Consider the following 22,522-nt stretch of genomic DNA (forward strand, 5'->3'; position numbering starts at 1 on the left):
ACCGATACCCCGGAGGAACCGTAACATGCTGAATATCCAGATCGACGACCCCGAACTCGAAAGAAGCATCCGAAACACGTACGGTAACAATACGCAATCCATTGCGCGCGCTTTCGCCGCATTCATTCAGCAAGAGCAACTCAAAGACGATGTCCGCGTATCCGTTCAGCAATTGGACAACGGGGAAGCTATCCCCCTGCGTACGGTAATGCAGGATTTGCGTTCGCGGTATGAATGAACGAGACATCGTATTCTCGCCACGGGCGCGCGAGCGATTGGAAGAGATTGTCGAGTATCTCTATGGCAGACATCTTTCGAGCGAATTTGTTCTCGATTATATCGAGCAATTCGAGCATTGGTTGGAACGACTCCTTGGAACTTTTCCGGAATCGGGGACGTTGATGCCCGAGTACGGGGAAGGCGTCAGACGCGTCGTATACAAGAAGTACTGTTTTCTATACCGAATTTATTAAGACAGGATTGAAGTTCTTACCGTATACCGCCGCAACCTTCCTTAATGTCCAAAACCAACGGACCCGCAGTATCCAAAGCGCCCCCCTGACATTGCCCGACGCCCGGCACGAATGTACAATATCAGTACGGCGGAGTGTCCCGCCCATGAGGAGGTCTGAAGAAACCATGTCATTGAACAATTCAACCCTGGTGATAGCCACCGTAGCCGCCGCGTCTCTTGGCGTCGCCGTGGCGGTCGGGCTGGGCTGGAACCCGCTGGCCCCGCTCGTGCACGCGGCGGCCGACCCGGCAGCCGGCTCCGGCACCAAAATCGGCGCGGGTGCCCATGCCGACGGCCCCGTTACGATCCGCGCCTTTACCAAAGAGGGCGTCCTCGGCGATCCAGTCACGACCGACCCGCTGGTGCTGGACAATGCCGAATGGAAGAAGCGCCTGACGCCCACGCAGTATTACATTTTGCGCGAGAAGGGCACCGAGCGCGCCGGCACTGGAGCCTTGCTTAAGAACAGCAAAGAAGGCGTGTACACCTGCGCGGCCTGCAAGCTTCCCCTCTTCGAGTCGAAGGCCAAGTTTGACTCCGGCACGGGCTGGCCGAGCTATTTCCAACCCATCGCCAAGGAAAACGTGCTGGAGATATCGGACGATTCCCACGGCATGATTCGAACCGAAGTGGTCTGCGCCCGATGCGGTGGACATCTGGGGCACGTGTTCAACGACGGCCCCGATCCGACTGGTCTGCGCTATTGCATGAACTCTGAGTCGCTGGGCTTCACCGAAAACACAAAATTGGCGGAACTGGCGGAAGAAGTAAAACCCGCCACGAAAAAAGCCGATACGGCGAAGGAAAGTGACTCCATGTGGTTGCCCATGCCCACCAATGATGTGCCGCTGGCGGCGGAATCCGGCGAAGTCAAAGTGGTCTTTGCCGGGGGATGCTTCTGGTGCACCGAGGCCGTTTTTGAGGAGTTGGATGGCGTGAGCGCCGTCGTTTCCGGGTATACCGGCGGCGATGCCAAGCAAGCGAACTATAAAGCGGTCTGCACGGGCACCACGGGCCATGCGGAGGCCATCGAGATCACCTATGACCCCTCCAAGATTACCTACGGCGCGCTTCTCCGTGTATTTTTCACGACCCACGACCCCACCACCTTGAATCGTCAGGGCGCGGATCAGGGCACGCAATATCGCTCGGCGGTCTTCTACCAGGACGAGTCCGAAAAGGCGCGGGTGGAGTCGTATATCGCCGAATTGAACGCGTCTGGCAAGTTTGATGCGCCCATCGTCACCACCCTGGAACCCCTGACGGAATTCTACGAGGCTGAAGAGTATCATCAGGACTACGTGAAGCATAATCCCGGTCAGCCCTACATCCAGTTCAACGCTCTGCCCAAGGTCAAGAAACTGCACAAGATGCTGGAGGCGGATAAGAAGGCGGGCGAAAAGACCTGAGCCCGTTCACAGGACAAACAATTGCGGCCCGTACTCCATATCGGATACGGGCCGCATGCATTTTTGAGCTTCAGTTGAGCGCGATTCCCTGGAGCGCCTCATTGACGGCAACCAAGTCAAAGAATTCGGGATCCAGATCGTCTCCGACCCAGTCCAGAATCTCCTGTCGCTGCTGGTGCGCGGGGTCGGCCAGAATGACCAGCATCTGCTGGTAGCCGTGAATTCCACCGCTGTCCTCCATCGGGCAGGCCCGCTTGCCCGTTACGCATTCGGGATGATCGAGTACGGCGGTATTGCTCTCGATCTTCTCCACGACGATTTCGTGTTCCCAACCGTCTCCGAAATCATACAGATACACCATCTTGTCTTTTTCCAGCGGGAGCACATCCTCAAGGGAGATATCACCCGCGTCGGCCAGACTGAGTTGCCACGACGCGTCCAGTTCCGTCAGATCGGTGTAGCGGGTGTCGTTCTTCTCAAACTGAAACAGGTGGCAGTTCTGCCAGCCCATGGCGGACTGGATGGCATAGTGCAGGTCGAGCAGAGAGAATCCGCCGGCGATTTTCAGACGCCGCCAAATCGGCGGTTTCGATCCGTGGAGGGTAATTTTGAGGGTGTAGAGTTTCTCGGCCTCTAACTTCTTCGGTGCCATGCGGCTCACTTTCCGGTAATGCGTTGCCAATTCAGGTCGAACTTCGCCAGGTACTTTCCCAGCCGATCCGCATCGTTGGTTGATTTTCTTTTGGTTCGGGAGACAGAGAATAGTTGCCGGCCCGCCTCGGAGAGGCTGCGGCATTCGCGACAGACGCGAACTACTTCCGCCAATTGTACTCGGTCGAAGGGGTCAATGTCGCCAATCTCCTCGGGACTCAATATCAGCTCCAGAATCTGCCGCCCCGGATCGTGGGCCGGACGGCTCCAGTCCCGCTTCAAGCGCTCCACCTCCCGCTCCACTTCCGCCACCGTAATTCGGCCGCCCGAGGCCAGGGTGCTCATGCGCGTTACCGCCGCGCCCAGATCGCGAAAGTTGCCGTTCCACCGGCCCTCCGGCCCTTTGGCAAACTTCAAAAAGCGCTTCAACGCTTCTTTGTTGAACTGGACATGACTCCCCCGACGCTGGGCCGTCTTCTCCAGTTCGTAGTCCAAATTCGGGGCAATGTCTTCCTTGCGATCGCGAAGGCCGGGCAGAGAAAAAGACCACAGATTGATGCGCGCCAGCAAGTCTTCTCGAAATCGCCCCTGCCGAACGCCTTCGGACAGATCGCGATTGCTGCCGCAGATGAGCTGAAAGTCACTCTGGGCGGGCAGGTCCGCACCGACGGGCAGGAAGCGCTTTTCTTCGATGGCCTGCAGGAGCATGGCCTGCTCATCCATGCCGAGCTCCCCCACTTCGTCCAGGAATAGCAGGCCACGGTCGGCCGTGCGCAACAGCCCCGGACGATCACTGGTCGCCCCGGTGAAGGCGCCCCGCTTGTGACCGAAGAGTGTGGCCATCGCCGTATCTCCCCGCAGGGTGGCGCAGTTTACCGAAACAAAGGGGCCCTGGAGACGCTGGCGGAGCTGCTTCAGCTCGTAGATCTGTCGTGCGAGCTGAGACTTCCCCGCGCCGGTCGGGCCTGAGAGGAGAATCGGCTGGCGACTGTTCACCGCTACCTTCTCCACTTCTTCGATCAGGGCGTTGAAAGCCGCGTTGCGCGTATTGATACCAGATTTAAGAAGCGATACATCGTCGCGCTGGTCCTGTTTAAAGCGCTTGGCAAGCTGATCGTAGCGGGAGAGATCGAGGTCGATGATTCCATAGCGACCCGGACTGCGCGGCTCGTCCCCGCGCCCCGGCCCCGTCTGCACGAGGCGTCCGGGTATATACCGGGCCTCGGTCAGGAGAAAGAGACAAATCTGGGCCACATGGGTGCCCGTGGTCAGATGAACGAGGTATTCCTCTTTCTCCAAATCAAACGGATAGGCCCGGGCGAAGTCATGGAGGACGGAATAGACTTCCACGAAATCCCACGGATCGTCGCAATGCACATCGTGAATCCGCACGGACGTATCCGGGCAGGCGGAGCCGATGTCGCGTTGCACACGTTCTGCGGTGCGCTGGTGCACGGGGTCCGAGAGGAGCTCGAATCGGTCGACGCGCAAATCGGGCTGTCTGCAGAGATCGACGGAGGGTCGCCACTTTTCCCAGCGCTTTTCCGCGCGACCAAGTCGATCGAGGATGGTGCCGAGGAAGCCAATTACGACTATTTTCTTTTTAGCCATTATTCTATCTCGCTATATTTTTCTCTAGTCAATGCCCAGCGAGAGCATAGGACATTTTCGCGCCTGAATCAATCATGACGACGCTAATCCCATGCGTTGCAGCAACTTGCATCCTGCCAACCGGGAGCAACTGGAAAGTTGGCACGGCTCCTGCCTTAGAGAAGTCGTTGCCGATGCAGCCTCCGGGAGCACGGCAACCCCGAAAGTTTAATCAAGATATTCAGTGAAGCCCCGCAAGGCCGGAAGGTACGCCGGGTTGAACTGAACGCTTGCCTCTAGGAGGCAGGCGCACATTGCTGACGCCCCGCGACCGGCGGCGCAGTTCGCCCATCGTATCCCCTGGGATGCGGGCTTGGCGGGCGGCGTACCGTGAACGGGTTCTGAACGCTGGTGTCAGGAAGGGTAATGGCCCCGGATGGGCCGGGTGGCCTGGCCACCACACAGGTTCGACTCCTGTATTACCAACCACGGGTAGCTCAGTTGGTAGAGCATCGGACCAAGGATCCGAGAGTCGCGGGTTCGATTCCCGCCCCACACGCCTCGAAAGCGTGTTACCTCGTTCCGCAAGGAACACCAGAATAGAACCGGAAGGGTGCGGGCGGCGAACGGGTTGCCGGACGTCCCGGACCGCGCCATTCGTGGCGCGCGAAAGGAAGAACGGCAGCACCTCAGGCACCATGCGGCGCGCGGATGCCGCCGTGTGCGAAACGCCAGGAAGCGTGGAACTCCCTCGGGAGACCAGCGCGGAAAGGCGGACCTTCGGGCCGCGTACTCCTCCGGGAATACGCGGGTAACACACGGCTCAAGCAGCGCCCCGTGCCGGAGGTGTGAAGGCCCGTCGTCGCCCGTGCCCCAAGGGTTAAAAATCATCATCAGGACCGATGAGGTCTGAACATACAAGGAGGTACACCCCATGACGAACGTAATCACGGCTATTAAGGAACGCATCCTCAAGCGGGTCCATGTGCGCAAGCACGAATTCGGGCTTCGCGTTGACGAAGGCGAATTCACGAAGGTCCTCGGGCCCGGCGTGTACCGCGTAATCGACCCCATGAACCGGGTCACCGTGGACATCGCAAGCGAACGGGACGTTTACCTTCAGCATCGCCAGCTTGACGTGATCGTGAAGTCGGGCGCGCTGGAGGGCCGCGCGCTGGTTCTGGAACTTCAGGACAACGAGCGGGCGATCATCTCGGTAAATGGCCGGGTCCACAGCGTCATCGGCGCGGGCCTCTATGTGCTGCCGAACACCTTCAACAAGGTGGCGGCGGAAATTCTCACGACCGACGCGGTGCGGTTTGAGCACGCGAACCTGAACAACGTTCTGGCGGCTGCCGGTGCGGTGGCTGTCTTCGACAAGCATCAGGTGGACGAAGGTCGGGTGGGTCTGCTCTACCTCAACGGCGTGTTTCAGGAAGTGCTGACGCCGGGCCGCTATGCCTTCTTCAAGGGCGTGGGCGCGGTGAAGATTCAACTGGTCGATGTACGCGAGCGTGTACTGGACGTAGGCGGCCAGGAGATCATGACCGAGGACAAGGTTACGCTGCGGCTGAACGCCGTGGCGACGTATCGGGTGTGCGATCCGCGCCTCTATGCCGATGTGGCGGAGGATGCGGTGCAGGCCCTGTACCGGGATGCCCAGTTGGCGCTCCGGGCCACGGTGGGCACGCGCACCCTCGACACCCTGCTGGCGGAGAAGGACGCTGTAACCGATGAACTGGCGGAGGCCCTGCGCAAGCGGGCGGCCACGCTGGGTATTGAAGTGCTCAGCGCCGGTATCCGGGACATCATCCTGCCGGGCGAAATGAAGGAACTGATGAACCGGGTGACCGAGGCGAAGAAGGCGGCGGAAGCCAACCTCATCGTCCGGCGCGAGGAAACGGCCGCCATGCGGAACCAGGCGAACACGGCGAAGGTGTTGGAAAACAACCCGACGCTGATGCGTCTGCGGGAGCTGGAGGTGCTCGAAAAGATCGCGGTTCACGCGAAGCTGAATGTTGTGCTGGGCGAAAAGGGCCTGGCCGACCGGGTGGTAAACCTGCTGTAGGCGGGGGGCGAAGGCGGATCAGCCGGATTGGTCGAATCGGACCGATCCGGCTGATTTGGCCGTTCAATGACCCCCTATGCCCGACGGCAGCATTTTTCCTGCCTACCGCTCCCTGCGCGCGCCCCGCCTGTGGTACAATCCCCGGTCCGCGCCGCGCTTGCCCCTGGCATCGCGTCTGGCCGGCTTTATTGCGACCCGATGGATACCCAGCAGCGCCCATGACCCATGAACTTCGACTTACGCCCGGCGGCCAGTTGCGCTGGCAGACCCTGAACGACGACGCGAAGCACCTGGCCCCCCTGCAGAAGCACTTCGCCCACGACTGGCGCGAAGGGCTTTTCTCTCTTGCCGCCGCAAAGTACGACGTGGGCCCCTACCCTACCCTGATATTCTGGCAGGAATTCGCCAGCCAGTACCTCACGGCGCTGTGCCATGTGGCGCCCTCGGCCCGAGACTGTTCTGTCCCGCCGCCGGACCAGGAGACCGCCGAGACGCTCGCGATTAACGCCCCTCCCATGGTGGGTGGCGAATACCTTACCCCCGGGATGCTCGTGCGCATCTGGAAATCCCTGGATCGCTGGGTGGTGGACCAGTCCACGCTGGATGATGGACTGGACGCCTTTCTGCACGCCTGGGCCCCGAAATGGCGGCAGGTGGGCCAGGTTTGCTTTCACCTGGCGGAGAATCCCGCCGATCCGGAGCGTCCCTTCGCCTTTTTGAGCACCTATGCCCAAGGCTTCAGCACCGATGGCTCCCTCAAGCATCAGCCGCTGCGCAATGCCCTCGAGCAGTTTGCCGGCGACAATAAACGAAGCGCCCTGCTCAAACTGCTCACGCCGGTCGAGCGCGCGGCGAAGGCGTGCCCCTGGCTTCGCGAGATGGTGGACTCAGGCGCTATCTACCACGCCACGGCGTGGACCGCGTCGGAGGCGTACCGGCTCCTCCTCAGTGCGGAAACCCTGGAAGAATGCGGTCTTGCCCTGCGCCTGCCCAACTGGTGGAAGAAGCGGCCCCGTCCCCAGATAGCGGTTACGATTGGTGAACAGCGCAGCACCACCCTGGGCGCATCGGCGGTGCTGGACTTCAAGATGGAAGTCGCGCTGGGGGACGAAGCCCTGACGCGCGACGAGGTGGACATGCTCCTGGAAGGGGGCGATGGACTCGTGTTTCTTCGGGGACAGTGGATCGAAGTAAGCAAGGCCAAATTGAGTGAGGCGCTGGCCCACTGGCAGGTGATCGAGCGCGAAGCACAGGATGGCCACATCGACTTTATCGAGGGCATGCGTCTTCTCGCGGGCGCCTCGCGCGACCTTCGCCCCGACGAACACGCCGAGGAGGAGCGCCCCTGGGTTCACGTGGCGGCGGGGGAGGCGATGCACCGCATACTGACGGGCCTGCGTGACCCGGCCAATCTCGAGCACTTGGGTTGCCCGCCGGGCCTCAAGGGCGAACTGCGCCCCTACCAGCGCGATGGCTTGAACTGGCTCCACTTCCTCTCTGAACTGGGCCTGGGCGCCTGCCTCGCCGACGATATGGGCCTGGGAAAGACGGTGCAAGTGCTCGCGGCCATGCTGGTGCGCCGCAAGAGCGACGCGACGGTGGAGCGCCCGCCCGCACTGCTGGTCGTTCCCGCATCGCTCCTGGGGAACTGGAAGAGCGAATCCAACCGCTTTACACCCGCACTCCGCCTGGCGATCCTTCATACTTCGGAGATGGAAGTGGATTCCATGGACGCCATCTCGGACGATCCGGAAGGTCGCCTCCGGGGGACCGATCTGGTCATGACCACCTATGGCATGGTGACGCGGCTCGGCTGGCTGTCGGAGTTTGAATGGGACACGATCATCCTGGACGAGGCGCAGGCCATCAAGAACCCCGCCACGCGCCAGAGCAAAGCGATCAAGAAGCTGCGCGGCGGACGCCGCATAGCCCTCACCGGCACCCCCATCGAAAACCGCCTGGGCGACCTCTGGTCCCTCTTCGACTTTCTGAATCCGGGGTTGCTGGGGTCCGCAACGCAGTTCAAGGGCTTCCTCAAAAGTCTGGAGGCGCGGGAGCACGACCACTACGCCCCCCTGCGCAAACTGGTGAATCCCTATATCCTGCGACGACTCAAGACGGATCGGGCGATTATTTCGGACCTTCCCGACAAGACGGAAACGTCGCGTTTCTGCAACTTGACGCCCCTCCAGATTAAACTCTATCAGCACACCGTCAACGCCATGGCCAACGCGCTGGAGTCCTCCGACGGCATGGCCCGTCGCGGCCTGGTGCTTAAGACCCTCACGCGGCTGAAGCAGATCTGCAATCATCCGAGTCAGCTCACCGGCGATGGCGGCTACAGCGCGAAAGCGAGCGGTAAATTTCAGCGGCTGGCCGAGATCTGCGAAGAGCTCGCCGAACGTCAGGAGCGCGTACTTATATTTACGCAGTTTCGCGAGATCATTCCGGCGCTGGGCGATCACCTGGCTTCCCTCTTCGGTCGCCCCGGCCTGGCGCTTCACGGGGGCACCAGCGTGGGGAAACGGCGCGCCTTGGTGGATCAATTCCAAGAGGAAGACGGCCCGCCCTTCTTCATCCTGTCCATCAAAGCCGGTGGCACCGGTCTCAACCTCACCGCCGCCTCGCACGTGATACATTTCGACCGCTGGTGGAACCCCGCGGTGGAAAACCAGGCCACGGACCGGGCATTTCGCATCGGCCAGCGAAAGAACGTGCTGGTTCACAAGTTCGTGACACTGGGCACCATCGAAGAGCGTATCGACGCGCTGATCGAAGAGAAGCGCCAGCTCTCCGCCGAGATATTGTCGAACGACGGCGAGATTAATTTGACCGAGCTTTCCAACGATGAACTTATGAACCTTGTACGCCTTGACGTGAACCGCGCCGCGATTTGAGTTTCCCCCATGTGTGGAAAGGCTTAGCTATGTCGTTCTGGAGAAAGTACGTCCCTGTCGCTCAACGCCGGGCCAAGGCCAAGAGGGAAATCAAGGGCCTGCTGAAGAAGGGGCAAACGCCTCAACCCGTCTCGGTGGAAGGCCGGGCCATGGCCACGAGCTTCTGGGGAAAAGCCTGGTGCGACCACCTGGAGTCTTTCTCCGACTACTCGAATCGCCTGCCCAGGGGCCGGACCTATGCCCGAAACGGGTCCATATGTCACCTGGAAATCTCGTCGGGCCGCATCGATGCCATCGTATCTGGATCAAACCTCTATGAGATTTCGATAACGATCACGCCACTCCCAAGGGACCGTTGGAACGCCATCGTCCAGAAAGCCGCGGGTGGAATCGGTTCTGTCATCGAACTGCTCCGCGGCGAACTCTCTCACGAGGTCATGAGGCTCGTCACCGACAAATCGGAAGGGCTCTTTCCCAAACCCGCAGAGATAAAGCTCAAGTGCTCCTGCCCCGACTGGGCGGACCTCTGTAAGCATCTCGCGGCGGTGCTCTACGGAGTGGGCAATCGCCTGGACACCCGGCCCGACCTGCTTTTTCTACTCCGGGGCGTGGATCCGCAGGAGCTGATCTCCACGAGCATCGCACTTCCCGATAGCGCAAGAGCAACGCACGCAATACCGGACAGCGCACTCTCCGGCCTCTTCGGCATCACCCTGGACCTGACGCCGCCGACAGAGAATGTAGCCCCGAAATCATTACGGAGTCGGCCAGTCGCAACCGCAAGAAAAGTGACTCCGACGCCCCGGAATCCCGCCAGGCGTGTGAAGCCCATCACCGGCCCCGCTATACAACGACTCCGCAAGCGACTTGGCATGACACCGGAGGCCTTCGCGAAGACACTGGGCGTCTCCCTCGCCTCGGTCCTGCGCTGGGAACAAATCGCCGGCGAGGTCCGACTGCACGCGGCGTCACGCGCAGCCCTGGAAACTTTAGTCAGTCAACCCAAAGTCCCCAGGAAAATAAAGCCCTGAGGCCATTCCTCCACTCAATCCACGCCTCGGACACGAACAATCGCGCTGAGCACGCCCAGCGAAATCGACAGCACCAACCAGTCTCCCACTTCCTCGCGCAATGAGTTCAGCGTCGACCGCTTACCTGGAACACATCCGCCCGGCTCTTCTGGATTCAGGTAGTTTTCCAGCGCATCGCGAGAAATCCCGTCTTCCAGGTTCCCGCCCATTTCGACAACCGCCAGTCTGGTAATGCTCGGATCGAAGGCGCTGAGTTCCTCCAGCGACAAGAATCCATCTCCATTCCCGTCAATAACGGCGAAATTCGCCAACAACTCTTCTGCGATTTCCTCTAAACTTCGTTCACCTTCACCTTCGCCTTCGCCTTCGCCTTCGCCTTCGCCTTCACCCTCACCTTCACCCTCACCTTCGCCCTCGCCCTCGCCCTCACCTTCACCCTCACCTTCGCCTTCGCCTTCGCCTTCACCCTCACCTTCACCCTCACCCTCACCCTCACCTTCACCCTCACCCTCACCCTCACCCTCACCTTCACCCTCACCTTCACCCTCACCTTCACCTCCACCTTCACCTTCACCTTCACCTTCACCTTCACCTTCACCTTCACCTTCGCCTTCGCCTTCGCCCTCGCCCTCGCCTTCACCCGCTATGGCGGGGGCGGCAAGTACGAAGGTTCCTGGAACGGAACTGCGAAAGATTACCCTGTGTTGCGATCGGTCAAGATCGATATTGCTCAGGCTTTCCTGGGAGTAGGTGCCGTCGCCAACATAAAGAAACGGTTCCAACGCAGATTCGTCCAAACCGACAACATCGTCATCGCTATACGATAGGGTGAACTCGGCATCTTCAATCTGGGCAACGCGGAAATCGCTCTCCGATGCGGAAAAAGTCACCACACGGGCGCTTCGCGTCCGACCTGGAATTTCGCCGCCAGGGTCTTCGGAAAGGGCGATATCCACGGTGCAATTGAAATTGCGACTGCCATCGCGCAGTCCAGCGGAATAAAGAGTCAGGACATTGCCGGACGCGTCCGTGGCGGTACCCAGCCACTCCCCGGCGTCGTTGTCGCCTTCCTCACGGGGGAATTCCAGCGGCAACACCGTGCTCTCCGGTCGCTCGGGGTCGGTCAAGGATACCCGCGTCTCGTAGTCGTCGAGTATGCCGTCGCCGTCGCTGTCCACATCCGCCGCAACATCCGCCACCGCGTCGATTTCCGGCGTCATCTGACCCAGCGGGCCGTTCAGAAAATTCACGAAGGACGAAATCCGAATGAAATGAAACTGCGTTAAACCCGCCGGCTGTCCGAAAGCGTCCACGGCCCAGGCCAGGTCTATGGCGTCGCCGCCGCCACTACGTTTCGTGAGACCCACCGCCAGCGGGTCATCGGGGCGCACGTAGTTGTCCAGATATTCCTGCTGCGTGGGAGAAAGGTCCAGATAGCCCCAGTCGTGCTCGCTGCCGTCCGTTTCCGGGTTTACGATAAAGCCGGAAAGGGCGGGGCTCGGGTTCGCCATACCGGCCGGCAACACATTTGCGGCGATCCCGCGACTGCCGGGAATGACGTACCACGCGTCGTCGGCCGCGCCGTTGTCGTTGGCGTCTTCGCTGATCTCGATCAGGCCCGGTTCCGAGAACTTCCGCAAGGGATCACCGCCCACCCAGTGGCCGTTTCCATAGACGATGAAGTCCAGCCCCATGGGATTGTCCGGGTCATCGGTGATCGGGGTGTCGAAGCTCAAAATAATGAAACTGCCCGGAGCGTCGCCGGGTGTTCCGATGGAATGCAGGCTGCCATTGTTCGCCGCGAAGGTGCCCCCGCCCACCGGGGCCCCAAGGGCTTTCTCCGGCGTATTAAATCCCGCATTCGGATTGATCGCGTTCACCGAAAGCACCGCGTCGGCCCAGGGGTCTTCCGCACGGCAAAGCGGGGAGAAGCCGATCATGAAAAAGATGGCAACGGACAGTGGGGCGAGCAGGCGACGGCAAATACGGCGCAAATTCGCCATCTCGGATGAACGAGGCGACATGAAGACCCTTCGGTTCGACGCAACGGTTACAGTGCGCCGGAAGGGGAACGAGGGGGGGAGGATGAAAAATAGCGGTGCTCCGCCAATCGCCCATCCCTCGGGGCCCCGGATGCATGGCACACCCAGTGTTAAACGCGATTGGCAGGTCTTCGGACTTTCAGGCGCGTCCCGTGGGGGGGGCCTACTCCGCGCGGCTTCCCAGTCCTGTATCGCCAGGGCCAGTGCCTTTGTTTCAGACTCCAGAGAGTCCGCTGCGCGTTTCGTTCCTGATTACCGCTGCGGGGCAGTTCCGGATTCACACCGGATTCCCTCTTAGCGTGCCGGGAACCCAAGATCCCGGCGCGAACCAACACCCTAAGAATACGGGAACAGGACTCGGGCTGTCAATAGCAGTTCACAATTGACAGTTGACAATTGACAATTGACAACGATTCGGTCCGGAGAGCCTACAGCCACGTTTCACCGCATATCGCACGGCCCCATTGCCCCATTGCCCCATAAGTCCCATAAGTCCCATACGCCCCATAAGTCCCATAAGACCCATAAGACCCATAAGTCCCATACGCCCCATAAGTCCCATAAGACCCATAAGCCCCATAAGCCCCATAAGCCCCATAAGCCCCATAAATTCCTTCCCATCGGTCGCCCAGCCTTCATTGTCCATTGTCCCTCGACTCGTTCGTTGATCAATCGCCACTGGACACCCCGCCATCGCCATGGTAGGCTGGTATGAGGTTGCAGGCCAGTGAACGTTTCAACACGAAAGGGGACGCCATGTCCAACGTGTGCCTCATGGTTTCCACGGAGAAGGGGCTCTTTCTCCTCTTCTCGGATAGTGCGCGGGAGCGCTGGGAAGTCCTTCCGCCCGCCCTCAAGGGTTGGAAGGTAAACTATTGCACCATCGATCCGCGCACCGGGCTCATGTACGCGGCCGTCGGCCACTATGTCTATGGCCCAACCATCCAGATTTCCCGCGATCGGGGCAGGACCTGGGCGCAGCAGGAGCACGGACCCGCCTTCGGAAAGGAAAGCACCTCCAAGCTCAAAAACATCTGGACCATCGTGCCCGGTCTCGACAGCGAGCCAGGCACCCTCTACGCCGGCACCGACGACGCGGGCCTCTTTGTCTCGCGCGACGGCGGCGTGCATTGGGAAGAACTCACGGCTATTTCCGAACATCCCACCCGCGCCGAGTGGATGGGCGGGGCGGGGGGGATGTGTCTTCACAGTATCCTGCTCGACAAGGACCGGCCCGACCGAATCCTCGTCGGAATTTCCGCCGTAGGGGTATTGCGCTCGGACGATGGCGGCGCCACTTTCGAGCCCCGCAACGAGGGCATGCCCATCATCATCGAAGGAGAGAACCACAAGTGCGTTGGCTCCTGCGTCCACGCCCTCGTGCAGGACCCCGCGGTTCCCAGCCGCATCTATCAACAGAACCACCAGGGCGTCCTGCGCACCGCCGACGGCGGCGACCACTGGGAACGTATTGAAAACGGCCTCCCCTCGGTCTTCGGCTTCCCCATGGTCATCGATCCACACGACGCCAGTACGCTTTACATCATCCCCCAGGAGGCCGACGAATACCGGATCTTCAAAGACGGCCTGCCCATGGTCTATCGCACCCGGGACCGGGGAGATCACTGGGAACCCCTCAGAAAGGGCCTGCCGGAAAACTGCTACAGCGGCGTCCTCCGCCATGCCATGGTCATGGACACCTGCGACGCGCCGGGTCTCTACTTTGGTACTTCCGGCGGTCAGCTCTTTTACAGCCTGGACCGCGCCGAGAGCTGGCGCTCCATCCCGTGCAGTCTGCCGAGGATCAGCAGTGTCCGGGCTGCCGTGCTGGATGGGGAGCCCTGAATCATGGCGGTCGTCTCCGTACCCTTTACCCTGCCCGGTCTTCTGGCCACTTGTGCCGACGGTCGTAAGGTGGTCAACGTGGAGGCCGAGACGGTGGCGGGGGCCATCGATGCGCTCCTAATCGCCTATCCGCTGCTCAAAGTACACCTCTACGAAGAGGGTGGGCGACTTCGGCCCCACGTGATGTTCCTCTACAACGACCAGAGCGTTAAGTGGCTGCCAAGCTTGAACATAGCACTGCGGGAAGGTGACCGGATGACGGTGCTCCAGTTGGTTTCGGGGGGATGATCGGGGTGATCTTTGGTGGCGCGGTTTGCGTGGAATGCGCGTTTTAATTGGATTCTCATGGGAGCAATTGCTTACACTCCCCCGCTGTGTATTGCCCTTATCAATCCCAAACCAACAGGAATCCAAACCATGAAAGACACGCAAGAGGTGTCTCCGAACTACAAATGGCAGGTCGTCGGCATGCTGTGGTTCATGGCATTTTTCAACTACGCCGACCGCCAGGCCATCACCACCGTGTTTCCGTTGATCAAAGCGGAGATGAGCCTGACCAATGAACAAATCGGTTATATTGGCGCGGCTTTCGCCTGGATATACGGCCTCGCCGCTCCTTTTGCGGGTGCCGTCGTGGACCGCGTGCGCAGAAAAACCGCCATTCTCGTCGGGCTCATCGCCTGGAGCTTGATCTGCATCGCGACCGCCGGCTCCAAGACTTTCAGCCACCTCATGTTCTGGCGGGCAGCCGAGGGCCTGGGCGAATCGTTCTATTTCCCGGCGGCCATGTCCCTAACCAGTGACTACCACGGCAAGGAAACCCGCTCCCGCGCCATGGCGATTCACCAGACCAGCGTGTATGTCGGCTCCATTGCCGGCGGCGCCTTCTCCGGACTGATCGGTCAGCATTTTGGCTGGCGCTGGTCCTTTGTTGTGTTCGGTTCGCTCGGCGTCATGCTCGGCATCATCCTCTGGCAGAAACTCCGCGAGCCCCGGCGCGGCGCGGCCGACCTCAAAGATGTCGGCGCGGACGACGCCCACGTTGCCGCCAAGGTCAGCTTCGCTGAATTCCTCAATATCGTCGCGACCACACCGACCGTGCTAATCCTGCTCTGTGCGTTTCTTTGCGCCAATTTCGTCGCGGCCATCCTGCTGATCTGGATGCCCTCCTACCTCACGGAGAAGTTTGGATTCAGCCTCGCGGAGGCGGGGCTGGGCGCCACGATGTCCGTGCAGTTGGCCAGCATGGTCAGCGTGGTCCTCGGCGGCTACCTCGCCGACAAGTTCCGCAAGACCACAACCCGCGGGCGTATTGGCGTGCAGATGGCCGGACTCCTCCTCGGCGCGCCCTTCGTCGTGCTCTGCGGCATGACCACCGAGGTCCTGTGGCTCATGGTGGCACTCTCGGCCTGGGGTTTCTTCAAGGGCCTCTACGACGCCAACATTTTCGCCTCCGTCTTTGACGTGGTTCGGCCCGAAGCACGCGGCTCCGTCGCGGGCTTCATGAATTGCATCGGCTGGCTCGGTGGCGCGGGTACCGCGCCCATCATCGTCGGCAAACTCGCGGAGAAGTACAGCCTCGGCACCGCGATCGCCCTCGGCTCGGTGGTGTACCTGCTGGGCGCGGTTCTCCTGCTCGTCGGCATGGTTTTCTTCGTCAAGCGCGACGTGGAGCGCATGCAGTCCGCCCTGGTGGCCGACGCGAAGTCGTGAATCGACAATAGACGTTATGAAAAGCGCCAGCGGTCCGAAGGCCGCTGGCGCTTTCTTAATAACTGTCCCTACGCAATGATCGGCCGGATCACGTTTCCGTGTACATCCGTCAGTCGGAAGTCTCGCCCGCCACTGCGATAGGTCAGACGTTCGTGATCCAGACCCAGCAGGTGGAGTACGGTCGCCCAGAGGTCATAGACCGTGCACGGGTTTTCCACCACATGGTACCCGTAGTCGTCGGTCGCGCCGTGGACCGTGCCACCCTTTACGCCGCCGCCCGCCATCCAGATGGAGAAGCCGTAGGGGTTATGATCCCGGCCGTTGCTGCCCTGCGAGAAGGGCGTGCGGCCAAACTCGCCCGCCCACACCACGAGGGTTTCGTCCAGCAGGCCGCGGGCCTTCAAATCCTTCAGTAGCGCGCCGATGGGCTGGTCCACCTGGAGCGCCATGCTCGAATGGCCCTCCTGCAGATTGCCGTGTTGGTCCCAGGGATTGGCGCGCTGCGGATCCTGCGGGTTCTGGGACAGGCAACTTAACTCGACGAAGCGCACGCCCCGCTCCACCAGGCGCCGCGCCAGCAGGCACTGCCGCGCATAGGCCGCCGTGGAGCCGTTCGGGTGGTCGAGGCCGTACATGTCCTTCGTTGCCTGTGTCTCGCCGCTCAGATCGCAGAGCTCCGGCACCGCGGCCTGCATGCGGAAGGCCGTCTCATAGTTGGCCACGGCCGCCTCCACATCCTGCTGGCCACCGAGGTTGCTTATGAAATGCTTGTCCAGATCGCGCACCAGATCCAGGCGGGCCCGCTGATTTCCCGCGAGCTCCAGCGGCTGGATATTGCGCACCGCACTGGGCTGGTCGCCTTGCAGGAAGGAGCCCTGGGTCTGCGCCGGAAGGTAACCGCTGCTGAATAGACCAACGCCCCCGTGGGGCACGGTGCTGTTGCCACTTTGAAGCACCACGAAGCCCGGAAGATTGTCCGCGTCCGACCCGAGGCCATAATTGATCCAGGCGCCGGCGCTCGGGTGGCCCATGAACGGGAAGCCGGTGTGAAAAAAGTAATTGCCCTGGGCGTGCTCGCTCACGCCGCTGGTCATCGAGCGGACCACCGCAAGCTCGTCGGCGCACGCGCCAATGTGGGGAAAGAGACTGCTCACTTCCATGCCGCTCTGACCGTAGCGTTTGAATTCAAAGGGCGAGCCGAAGATGTTGCCGTTCTGATTGAACTGGGTGCGCTCCACCTTCACCGGCATGGGCTTGCCATGCTCCGCATTGAGCCGGGGCTTGGGATCGAAGCTGTCCACATGAGACACGCCGCCCGACATGTAGCAGAAGATTACGTGTTTCGCACGGGGCTGATAGTGGGGAAGCGCAATCGCGGGACGCATCAATCCCGCCAGGGCCAGGGCCCCGAAGCCGGTGGAGCAACGGGTCAGCATTTCACGGCGGGAGATGGTCGCGGTGCGTGGGTCGTGGTTCATGGCGCTTACCTCAGGTAGATGAATTCTTTGAGACTGAAGAGGGACTGGGCGAGCTCCACCCAGGGCTGCGCCGGGGCCGCCAGCCCGCGAAGGTAGTCGAGCTGGGCCTGGGCTTCATTGCGCTGCTGCCACAAGCCCGGATTGGCCCTGGCGCTGCGCTGGTCTTCGGGGATCTCCGAAAATCGCGGATCTTCCGACAGTTTCTTCGCTACCGCTTCCGAGACCGCTTGCTCGTGATCGGCCAGTCTGTCTTCGGCTACGTTGAGCCGCGCTTTCAGTGATGGCTCGAGCACTGCGCCATCGGGACGCGTCTGCGCCGTGGCGACATAGGCCAGCATCCGCTCACGCTCTTCCGCTTGCGGTGAGCGACCCGTCACGAGGCGAAACATCGCTTCCGCCCGGGCACCATCGTCGGCCAGCGCAGCATCCTGCCGTACCCGGCTCGCAAGTCCATCGGCCAGCATGCGGACGAAGGGTTCGTTCATGAACGTGAGCGACTGGGCGGGAACGTTTGTGCTGTCGCGCCGGCCCTGGGTCGTGAAGGGGGTGGGAAAGTCGAAGGTGGTCAACAGCGGATCGAGTCCGTTTCGTATGACCCGAACATACACGCTCCGCCGGGGCTCCCAGCCGCCGACGGGTTCACCGCCAATCGTTGCGTCCAGGCGGCCCGAGGTGGCGAGCATGGCATCGCGAATGGCCTCGGCTTCCAGCCTGCGCACATGGGCATGGGAGAGCAGGAGATTGTTCGGGTCGCGCTCGCGCGCCTCGCTGGAAGGCGCCGCGCTGAGCTGAAAAGTCCGCGATGTGACCAACAGGCGCAGCATGGCTTTGACGGACCAATCTTCCTCGCGCATCCGCGTCGCCAGGAAATCCAGGAGCTCGGGGTGCGTCGGCAGTTCGCCCATCTTGCCGAAATTGTCGGTCGTGGCGACGATGCCGCGACCGAAAGTATAGTGCCAGAGGCGGTTCACGATGACGCGTGCGGCGAGCGGATTGTTCTCGCGCAAGATACTCTCCGCCAGCGCCAGGCGCCCTGCGTCCTTCGAGTCGTAAGGGGTCGCGTCGATACCCTCCAGAAAGCGGTGGGGCACGATTTCACCGGGCGTCTTGTGGTTGCCACGCACATACAGCGGCTGCGCCACCGGCGCACCTTCGAGCATGCCGGGCACGCGCGTTGGGACGGGTATTTCGCCTTCGAGTCGGCGATACTCCACCACAAGTGCGCCAGGCTCCTGCAATTCCGCCAGTGTATTGGGCAATAATCCCCGCCGCACGAAATAGTTGAGGTAGCGGGCCTGCTCATCGCTCATGCGACCATCGCGCCAGGCCTCGATGGCCGCACGTAGCGAAAGCCGATAACGATCGGCCAGCGCTCCTGTGTTGTCGGGTTCGCCCTCGACTGCAAACAGCGGTGAGACGAACTCCGCCATCTCATCCCGGGGTTCTGGTTGACCCTCGTCCACGGCAATGGCTTCAGAAATACCAAACCACGACGGCGTCAGCTTCTGCTCCGCGAGCACGGCCTGATCCATCGCGGTGGAAATCTCCAGATGGGCCGTGTCGCCCTTCCAGTAGTCCATGTCCCAGCGCTGCCAGTGCCAATCACCGCCATTAAGTTTCGTAAGCGGATAGATCGTGCCATCCCGCGGATAATCCTGGACCACGTAGCGGTGGCGGGCGTCGCCATTGCCCGCAAAGCGCACATAGAGAGCCTTCTGCGCGACATCGAAGCGGGGCGAAGCGAGATTCGCACTGTGCTTCTGCGAAAGGAGATTGCCATAGGTGCCCGAGGGCAGAATCGTCTCCACGACGCGGTCTCCCCCGATAGCTACAATAAACTCTCCAGGAGCAGAGGCTGTGGCCGCCACGCCGTTGCCATGGCGCTGCCAGTTTGCGCCGTCCTGCCCGAGATTCCATTGAAGCGGATAAGCCGTGCCGCGCCGTTGCTCCAGTGCGCCCCGGCTGCCGTGCCACTGGGCCGCGAGTTCGTTCCATCCCCGCCGGAGCGCGCCGTCCTCGGCTTTGCCCAGCCGCTGCCACGCGTGGAGCGGATCGAGATTTGTGGTTGCATTGGCGATGGCGTCGGCCCACGGACCAACGGGCGCTTGCAGCTTTGCGGGCAACTGATCGGTGGCCGCGATCCACGCGGTGGCCGTCGCAGCGCGAATTTGATTCTTCTGCGCCTGGAGGGCCGCCTTGTTCACATCCTGGCGCGCGGGGGTGTCGATGGTCACCGTGGCAGGGCGGGTGCTCGCGAATATGCCGTAGAGAGCGTAGAAGTCTTTCTGGCTGATCGGATCAAACTTGTGATCGTGACAGCGCGCGCAGGAGACCGTCAGGCCGAGAAAAGCTTTGGATATCACGTCCACCTGGTTATCCGTCACATGGACGCGCTCATCCAGCGGATCCGTGGGGGAGAAGCCGTGCTGCACGAAGCGAAACTGGGCATTGCCGATGACGGACTCGTTGATGCCGAGTTCTTCATTGATGCGCGGCACGGGCACACGGTCACCCGCGATGTGCTCGCGAACGAGATCGTCATAGGGCACGTCGGCGTTCAGCGCCCGAATGATATAGTCCCGATAGCGCCATGCGTGGGGAACGGCCGGGTCCCCTTCGCTGCCGTGGGTCTCGGAATAGCGCATCCAGTCCATCCAGTGGCGGCCCCAGCGCTCGCCATAGGCCGGAGAAGCCAGTAGCTCTTCCACCGTGGATTCGACGGCGGCCTGCCGATCCGCCGCCGCCTCGGCCACAAAGCGCTCCACAGCATCCGGTGCGGGGGGCAGGCCCGTCAACACGAAATACAAACGTCGCGCGAGCGTCTCTGAATCGGCAATCTCGGCGGCCGGCACACCGGCCTCATCGAGCCGCTGTTTGATAAACGCATCAATCGGATTGGCCGACCAGGCTCCATCGTTGACCGTGGGCGGCGCGGGGTTTGTGACCGGCTGAAAACTCCACCACGTCATGCGCCGCTCGCGCACCTTTTCCCAGGACATGTTCTCCTGAAGTTCGTGACTCGAAGGAGGGGTATCGCGCGGGTCCGCAGCGCCTTGGGCGATCCAAGTGGCGAAATTCGCGATCACATCCTTCGCCAGCGGTCCCGATGGCGGCATCTGCAAGTCCGCGTTCTCATAGTGAAGCGCAGTCATCAGGCGGCTGCCATCGGCATCGCCCGGCACCAGCACCGGGCCGCCATCACCACCCTTCAATAGCCCATCGCGAAAAGTAAGGTTCAATCCGCCCTTGATCTTTGCGGGATTGCCACCGTGGCACTCGTAGCAGTGGTCCACCAGCACGGGGCGAATAGTCTTCTCGAAAAACTCCACGGCCGCCGGATCCGCCGCCGCAAGTTGCGTCGCTCCAAGCGCCGCCAGGCAGAGCATCCGGCGTGCGGCAGCGGCGCTCATGACTTGCTTTCAATGCGGTAGAGGAAGCCCGGTGTGCGCAGAAAAAGCGCCTTGCCCGCGGCCGCCGGAGAAGCCATCAATCCTTCGTCCAGTTTGTTCTCCGCCACCACCTCGAAGCTGCGGCCCGCGCGAAGTATTTTTGTCGTGCCCTGGGAGCTGGCGAAATACAGCAGCCCATCGGCCAGAATCGGCGACGCGATGAAATTGCCGCCGATCCGCTCGCTCCACACCACCGTTCCCGAGTCGGATTCAAAGCAGGTCACCTCCCCGCGATTGCTCACCACATAAAGCAGCCCGTCAACCAGAATGGGCGAGGGCGTCTCCGGCATGCTCCTGTCCACATATTTCCAGGCTACGTGCGTCCCGGAGACATCGCCCGCGCCGTCCGTCCGAATGGCCCAGAGGTCCGTCGCGCCATAGCCCAGCGCCGTGAACATCCGCTCGCCGTCCCACACCGGACGCGTCGAGGGTGTAAAGCCGATCTGCTCCACTTTCCAGAGCTCCTGGCCCGTGCGTGGATCATAGCCATAGGTCGCCGAGGAACCCACGCTCAGCATCAGCGGCTTGCCGCCCTGCTCCACAATAAGCGGCGTGCTGAAGCTCTTTCGCAAATCGCCGCCGCGAATGATCGAGCCATCCGGCTCAAAGTCTTCCCACTTTCGCGTGCGGTCGGTCCGCCACTTCGTCACGCCCGTGTGCTTATCCAGCGCGGTGACATACTGCTGATCAATCCCGTCAAACGTCAAAATCAACAGGTCTTCAAAGAGAATCGGTGAAGAGCCCGGCCCGCGATAGTGACGGCAGGGGAGATCCGTGCGTTGCCAGAGTACCTCCGCCGTTTTCGTGTCCAGGCAGGCCGTTCCATAGCTGCCGAAATGTACATAGACCCGGCCCGATTCGATAGCGGGGGAGGGGGAGGCGTAGCAGTTGACATTGTTGCCCAGGGGCTCGGGCGAGGCGGATTCGAAGAGCTTCTTGTTGTGCAGGATCGCGCCCGTCGCCGCGTCCACGCAGATCACGTAATACTCCGTGCCCTCCTCCGTCGCCGTCGTCAGCCAGACCTGCCCATCCATCACCACCGGCGTCGACCAGCCCTTCAGCGGAATGGCCGTCTTCCAGGTGACGTTTTCCGCCTCACTCCAGTGCGTCGGCAGGCCGGTGGGCGTGGTGTCGCCGGCGGCCTGCACATGACCATCGCCGAAGGGGCCGCGGAATTCAGGCCAGGATTCGCCCGCAGGCGTCGCAGCGCAACCGAGGAGCACCAGCCCCCCAAGAAAAAAGTGTCTCAATGCCAACATCCGCAACGCTCTCCCGGTAACTCAGACAACCCGGCGCGCCGGTCACCCGGCGCACAAATTAAACTCGGATTGTATGCGATCCGCCCACAGACACGCCAGATCGCATCGGGAGACTTTCGGGGTAATTATTCCGGCCGCTGTTGCCCCGACTTGGGCGTTTTCTTGATCGCCCAGACGCCAAAAACAGCGAAGGCAAGGCTCGTGGCCAGCATGAACGTGACACCCCAGAATGCCGCGCGCTTCTTGTTCAATTTCGGATTCGGATCCGGGATGGCCGGGGCATCGGCAGCCGCGTCACGCCCGTGATCCATCGCGGGAGCCTCCGGCGGAGTACTTGTCTCGGAGGCCTGTGCCACGACGATCCGGTCACCAGCGGACATATCCTTGGCCACCGCTGGTGTTACCGCCGCACCGGCGGCGAGCACAAGAAACGAAACAATAAGCGCGACGCGCGGGATGGTTATAGTATGCATTGGGAACTCCTGTGGAGGGTCCTGTCACGGCCCAAGTTACTGCGGAAAGACCACCATTGTAGTTCCTGAAGCAAGGTGGAGTAAAAGTCCCCGCCAACGGGCC

At 61.4% G+C, this 22,522-nt stretch carries 17 protein-coding genes and 1 riboswitch; of the genes, 9 read left to right on the forward strand and 8 right to left on the reverse strand.

Annotated features, from left to right (window positions below):
• Positions 1-25: 25 nt before the first annotated feature.
• The 3 genes from JNK74_17405 (at position 26) to JNK74_17415 (ending at position 1,923) form a co-directional block, all read left to right on the forward strand.
• The gene (locus JNK74_17405; protein MBL7647962.1) at positions 26-238 is read left to right on the forward strand and encodes a hypothetical protein; all 213 of its coding nucleotides are present in this window, start codon (positions 26-28) and stop codon (positions 236-238) included.
• Positions 231-473 carry a type II toxin-antitoxin system RelE/ParE family toxin gene (locus JNK74_17410; protein MBL7647963.1) on the forward strand — a complete coding sequence of 81 codons (243 nt, stop codon included), beginning with the start codon at positions 231-233 and terminating at the stop codon, positions 471-473. The genes JNK74_17405 and JNK74_17410 overlap by 8 nt, the downstream gene beginning before the upstream one ends.
• A gap of 166 nt (positions 474-639) precedes the next feature.
• A complete protein-coding gene (locus tag JNK74_17415) occupies positions 640-1,923 on the forward strand; it encodes a bifunctional methionine sulfoxide reductase B/A protein (GenBank protein MBL7647964.1) in 1,284 nt (427 codons plus the stop codon).
• Positions 1,924-1,993: 70 nt separating this feature from the next.
• Here JNK74_17415 and JNK74_17420 read toward each other — a convergent pair whose 3' ends face one another.
• Both JNK74_17420 and JNK74_17425 read right to left on the reverse strand, forming a co-directional pair.
• Entirely contained in the window at positions 1,994-2,575 is a 582-nt protein-coding gene (locus JNK74_17420) for a plasmid pRiA4b ORF-3 family protein (GenBank protein MBL7647965.1), read from the reverse strand.
• A 5-nt stretch (positions 2,576-2,580) separates the two neighbouring features.
• On the reverse strand, positions 2,581-4,185 hold the full coding sequence (locus JNK74_17425) for a sigma 54-interacting transcriptional regulator (GenBank protein ID MBL7647966.1): 1,605 nt from the start codon (positions 4,183-4,185) through the stop codon (positions 2,581-2,583).
• 913 nt (positions 4,186-5,098) lie between these two features.
• On the opposite strand from JNK74_17425, the gene JNK74_17430 reads away from it, so the two are divergent.
• The 3 genes from JNK74_17430 (at position 5,099) to JNK74_17440 (ending at position 10,160) form a co-directional block, all read left to right on the forward strand.
• On the forward strand, positions 5,099-6,232 hold the full coding sequence (locus tag JNK74_17430) for a slipin family protein (protein ID MBL7647967.1): 1,134 nt from the start codon (positions 5,099-5,101) through the stop codon (positions 6,230-6,232).
• Positions 6,233-6,450: 218 nt separating this feature from the next.
• Positions 6,451-9,129, forward strand: a complete 2,679-nt coding sequence (locus tag JNK74_17435) for a DEAD/DEAH box helicase (GenBank protein ID MBL7647968.1) — start codon at positions 6,451-6,453, stop codon at positions 9,127-9,129.
• A 29-nt stretch (positions 9,130-9,158) separates the two neighbouring features.
• A complete protein-coding gene (locus tag JNK74_17440; GenBank protein MBL7647969.1) occupies positions 9,159-10,160 on the forward strand; it encodes an SWIM zinc finger family protein in 1,002 nt (333 codons plus the stop codon).
• Positions 10,161-10,174: 14 nt separating this feature from the next.
• On the opposite strand, the gene JNK74_17445 is transcribed toward JNK74_17440, so the two are convergent.
• Both JNK74_17445 and JNK74_17450 read right to left on the reverse strand, forming a co-directional pair.
• Positions 10,175-12,184: a hypothetical protein gene (locus tag JNK74_17445; protein ID MBL7647970.1), complete on the reverse strand. Its 2,010-nt coding sequence runs from the start codon at positions 12,182-12,184 to the stop codon at positions 10,175-10,177.
• 122 nt (positions 12,185-12,306) lie between these two features.
• Positions 12,307-12,550: riboswitch (cobalamin riboswitch) on the reverse strand.
• Positions 12,551-12,630: 80 nt separating this feature from the next.
• Positions 12,631-12,834: a hypothetical protein gene (locus tag JNK74_17450; protein ID MBL7647971.1), complete on the reverse strand. Its 204-nt coding sequence runs from the start codon at positions 12,832-12,834 to the stop codon at positions 12,631-12,633.
• Between the two features lie 79 nt (positions 12,835-12,913).
• On the opposite strand from JNK74_17450, the gene JNK74_17455 reads away from it, so the two are divergent.
• The 3 genes from JNK74_17455 (at position 12,914) to JNK74_17465 (ending at position 15,760) form a co-directional block, all read left to right on the forward strand.
• A complete protein-coding gene (locus JNK74_17455; GenBank protein MBL7647972.1) occupies positions 12,914-14,047 on the forward strand; it encodes an exo-alpha-sialidase in 1,134 nt (377 codons plus the stop codon).
• Positions 14,048-14,050: 3 nt separating this feature from the next.
• The gene (locus tag JNK74_17460) at positions 14,051-14,335 is read left to right on the forward strand and encodes a MoaD/ThiS family protein (GenBank protein MBL7647973.1); all 285 of its coding nucleotides are present in this window, start codon (positions 14,051-14,053) and stop codon (positions 14,333-14,335) included.
• Between the two features lie 129 nt (positions 14,336-14,464).
• Entirely contained in the window at positions 14,465-15,760 is a 1,296-nt protein-coding gene (locus JNK74_17465; protein MBL7647974.1) for an MFS transporter, read from the forward strand.
• 68 nt (positions 15,761-15,828) lie between these two features.
• Here the strand turns inward: JNK74_17465 and JNK74_17470 are convergent, their stop codons facing one another.
• The 4 genes from JNK74_17470 to JNK74_17485 all read right to left on the reverse strand — a co-directional run bounded on the left by JNK74_17470 (position 15,829) and on the right by JNK74_17485 (position 22,419).
• Positions 15,829-17,196 (reverse strand): DUF1501 domain-containing protein, encoded by a 1,368-nt coding sequence (locus JNK74_17470; protein MBL7647975.1) that lies wholly within the window; start codon positions 17,194-17,196, stop codon positions 15,829-15,831.
• 47 nt (positions 17,197-17,243) lie between these two features.
• The gene (locus JNK74_17475) at positions 17,244-20,648 is read right to left on the reverse strand and encodes a PSD1 domain-containing protein (GenBank protein MBL7647976.1); all 3,405 of its coding nucleotides are present in this window, start codon (positions 20,646-20,648) and stop codon (positions 17,244-17,246) included.
• Positions 20,645-21,946 carry a PQQ-binding-like beta-propeller repeat protein gene (locus JNK74_17480; GenBank protein MBL7647977.1) on the reverse strand — a complete coding sequence of 434 codons (1,302 nt, stop codon included), beginning with the start codon at positions 21,944-21,946 and terminating at the stop codon, positions 20,645-20,647. The genes JNK74_17475 and JNK74_17480 overlap by 4 nt, the downstream gene beginning before the upstream one ends.
• Before the next feature lie 125 nt (positions 21,947-22,071).
• Positions 22,072-22,419, reverse strand: coding sequence for a hypothetical protein (locus tag JNK74_17485; protein MBL7647978.1), 348 nt, complete (start codon positions 22,417-22,419; stop codon positions 22,072-22,074).
• Positions 22,420-22,522 lie beyond the last annotated feature (103 nt).

The sequence above is a fragment of the Candidatus Hydrogenedentota bacterium genome, assembly GCA_016791475.1.
Taxonomy (GTDB): domain Bacteria; phylum Hydrogenedentota; class Hydrogenedentia; order Hydrogenedentales; family JAEUWI01; genus JAEUWI01.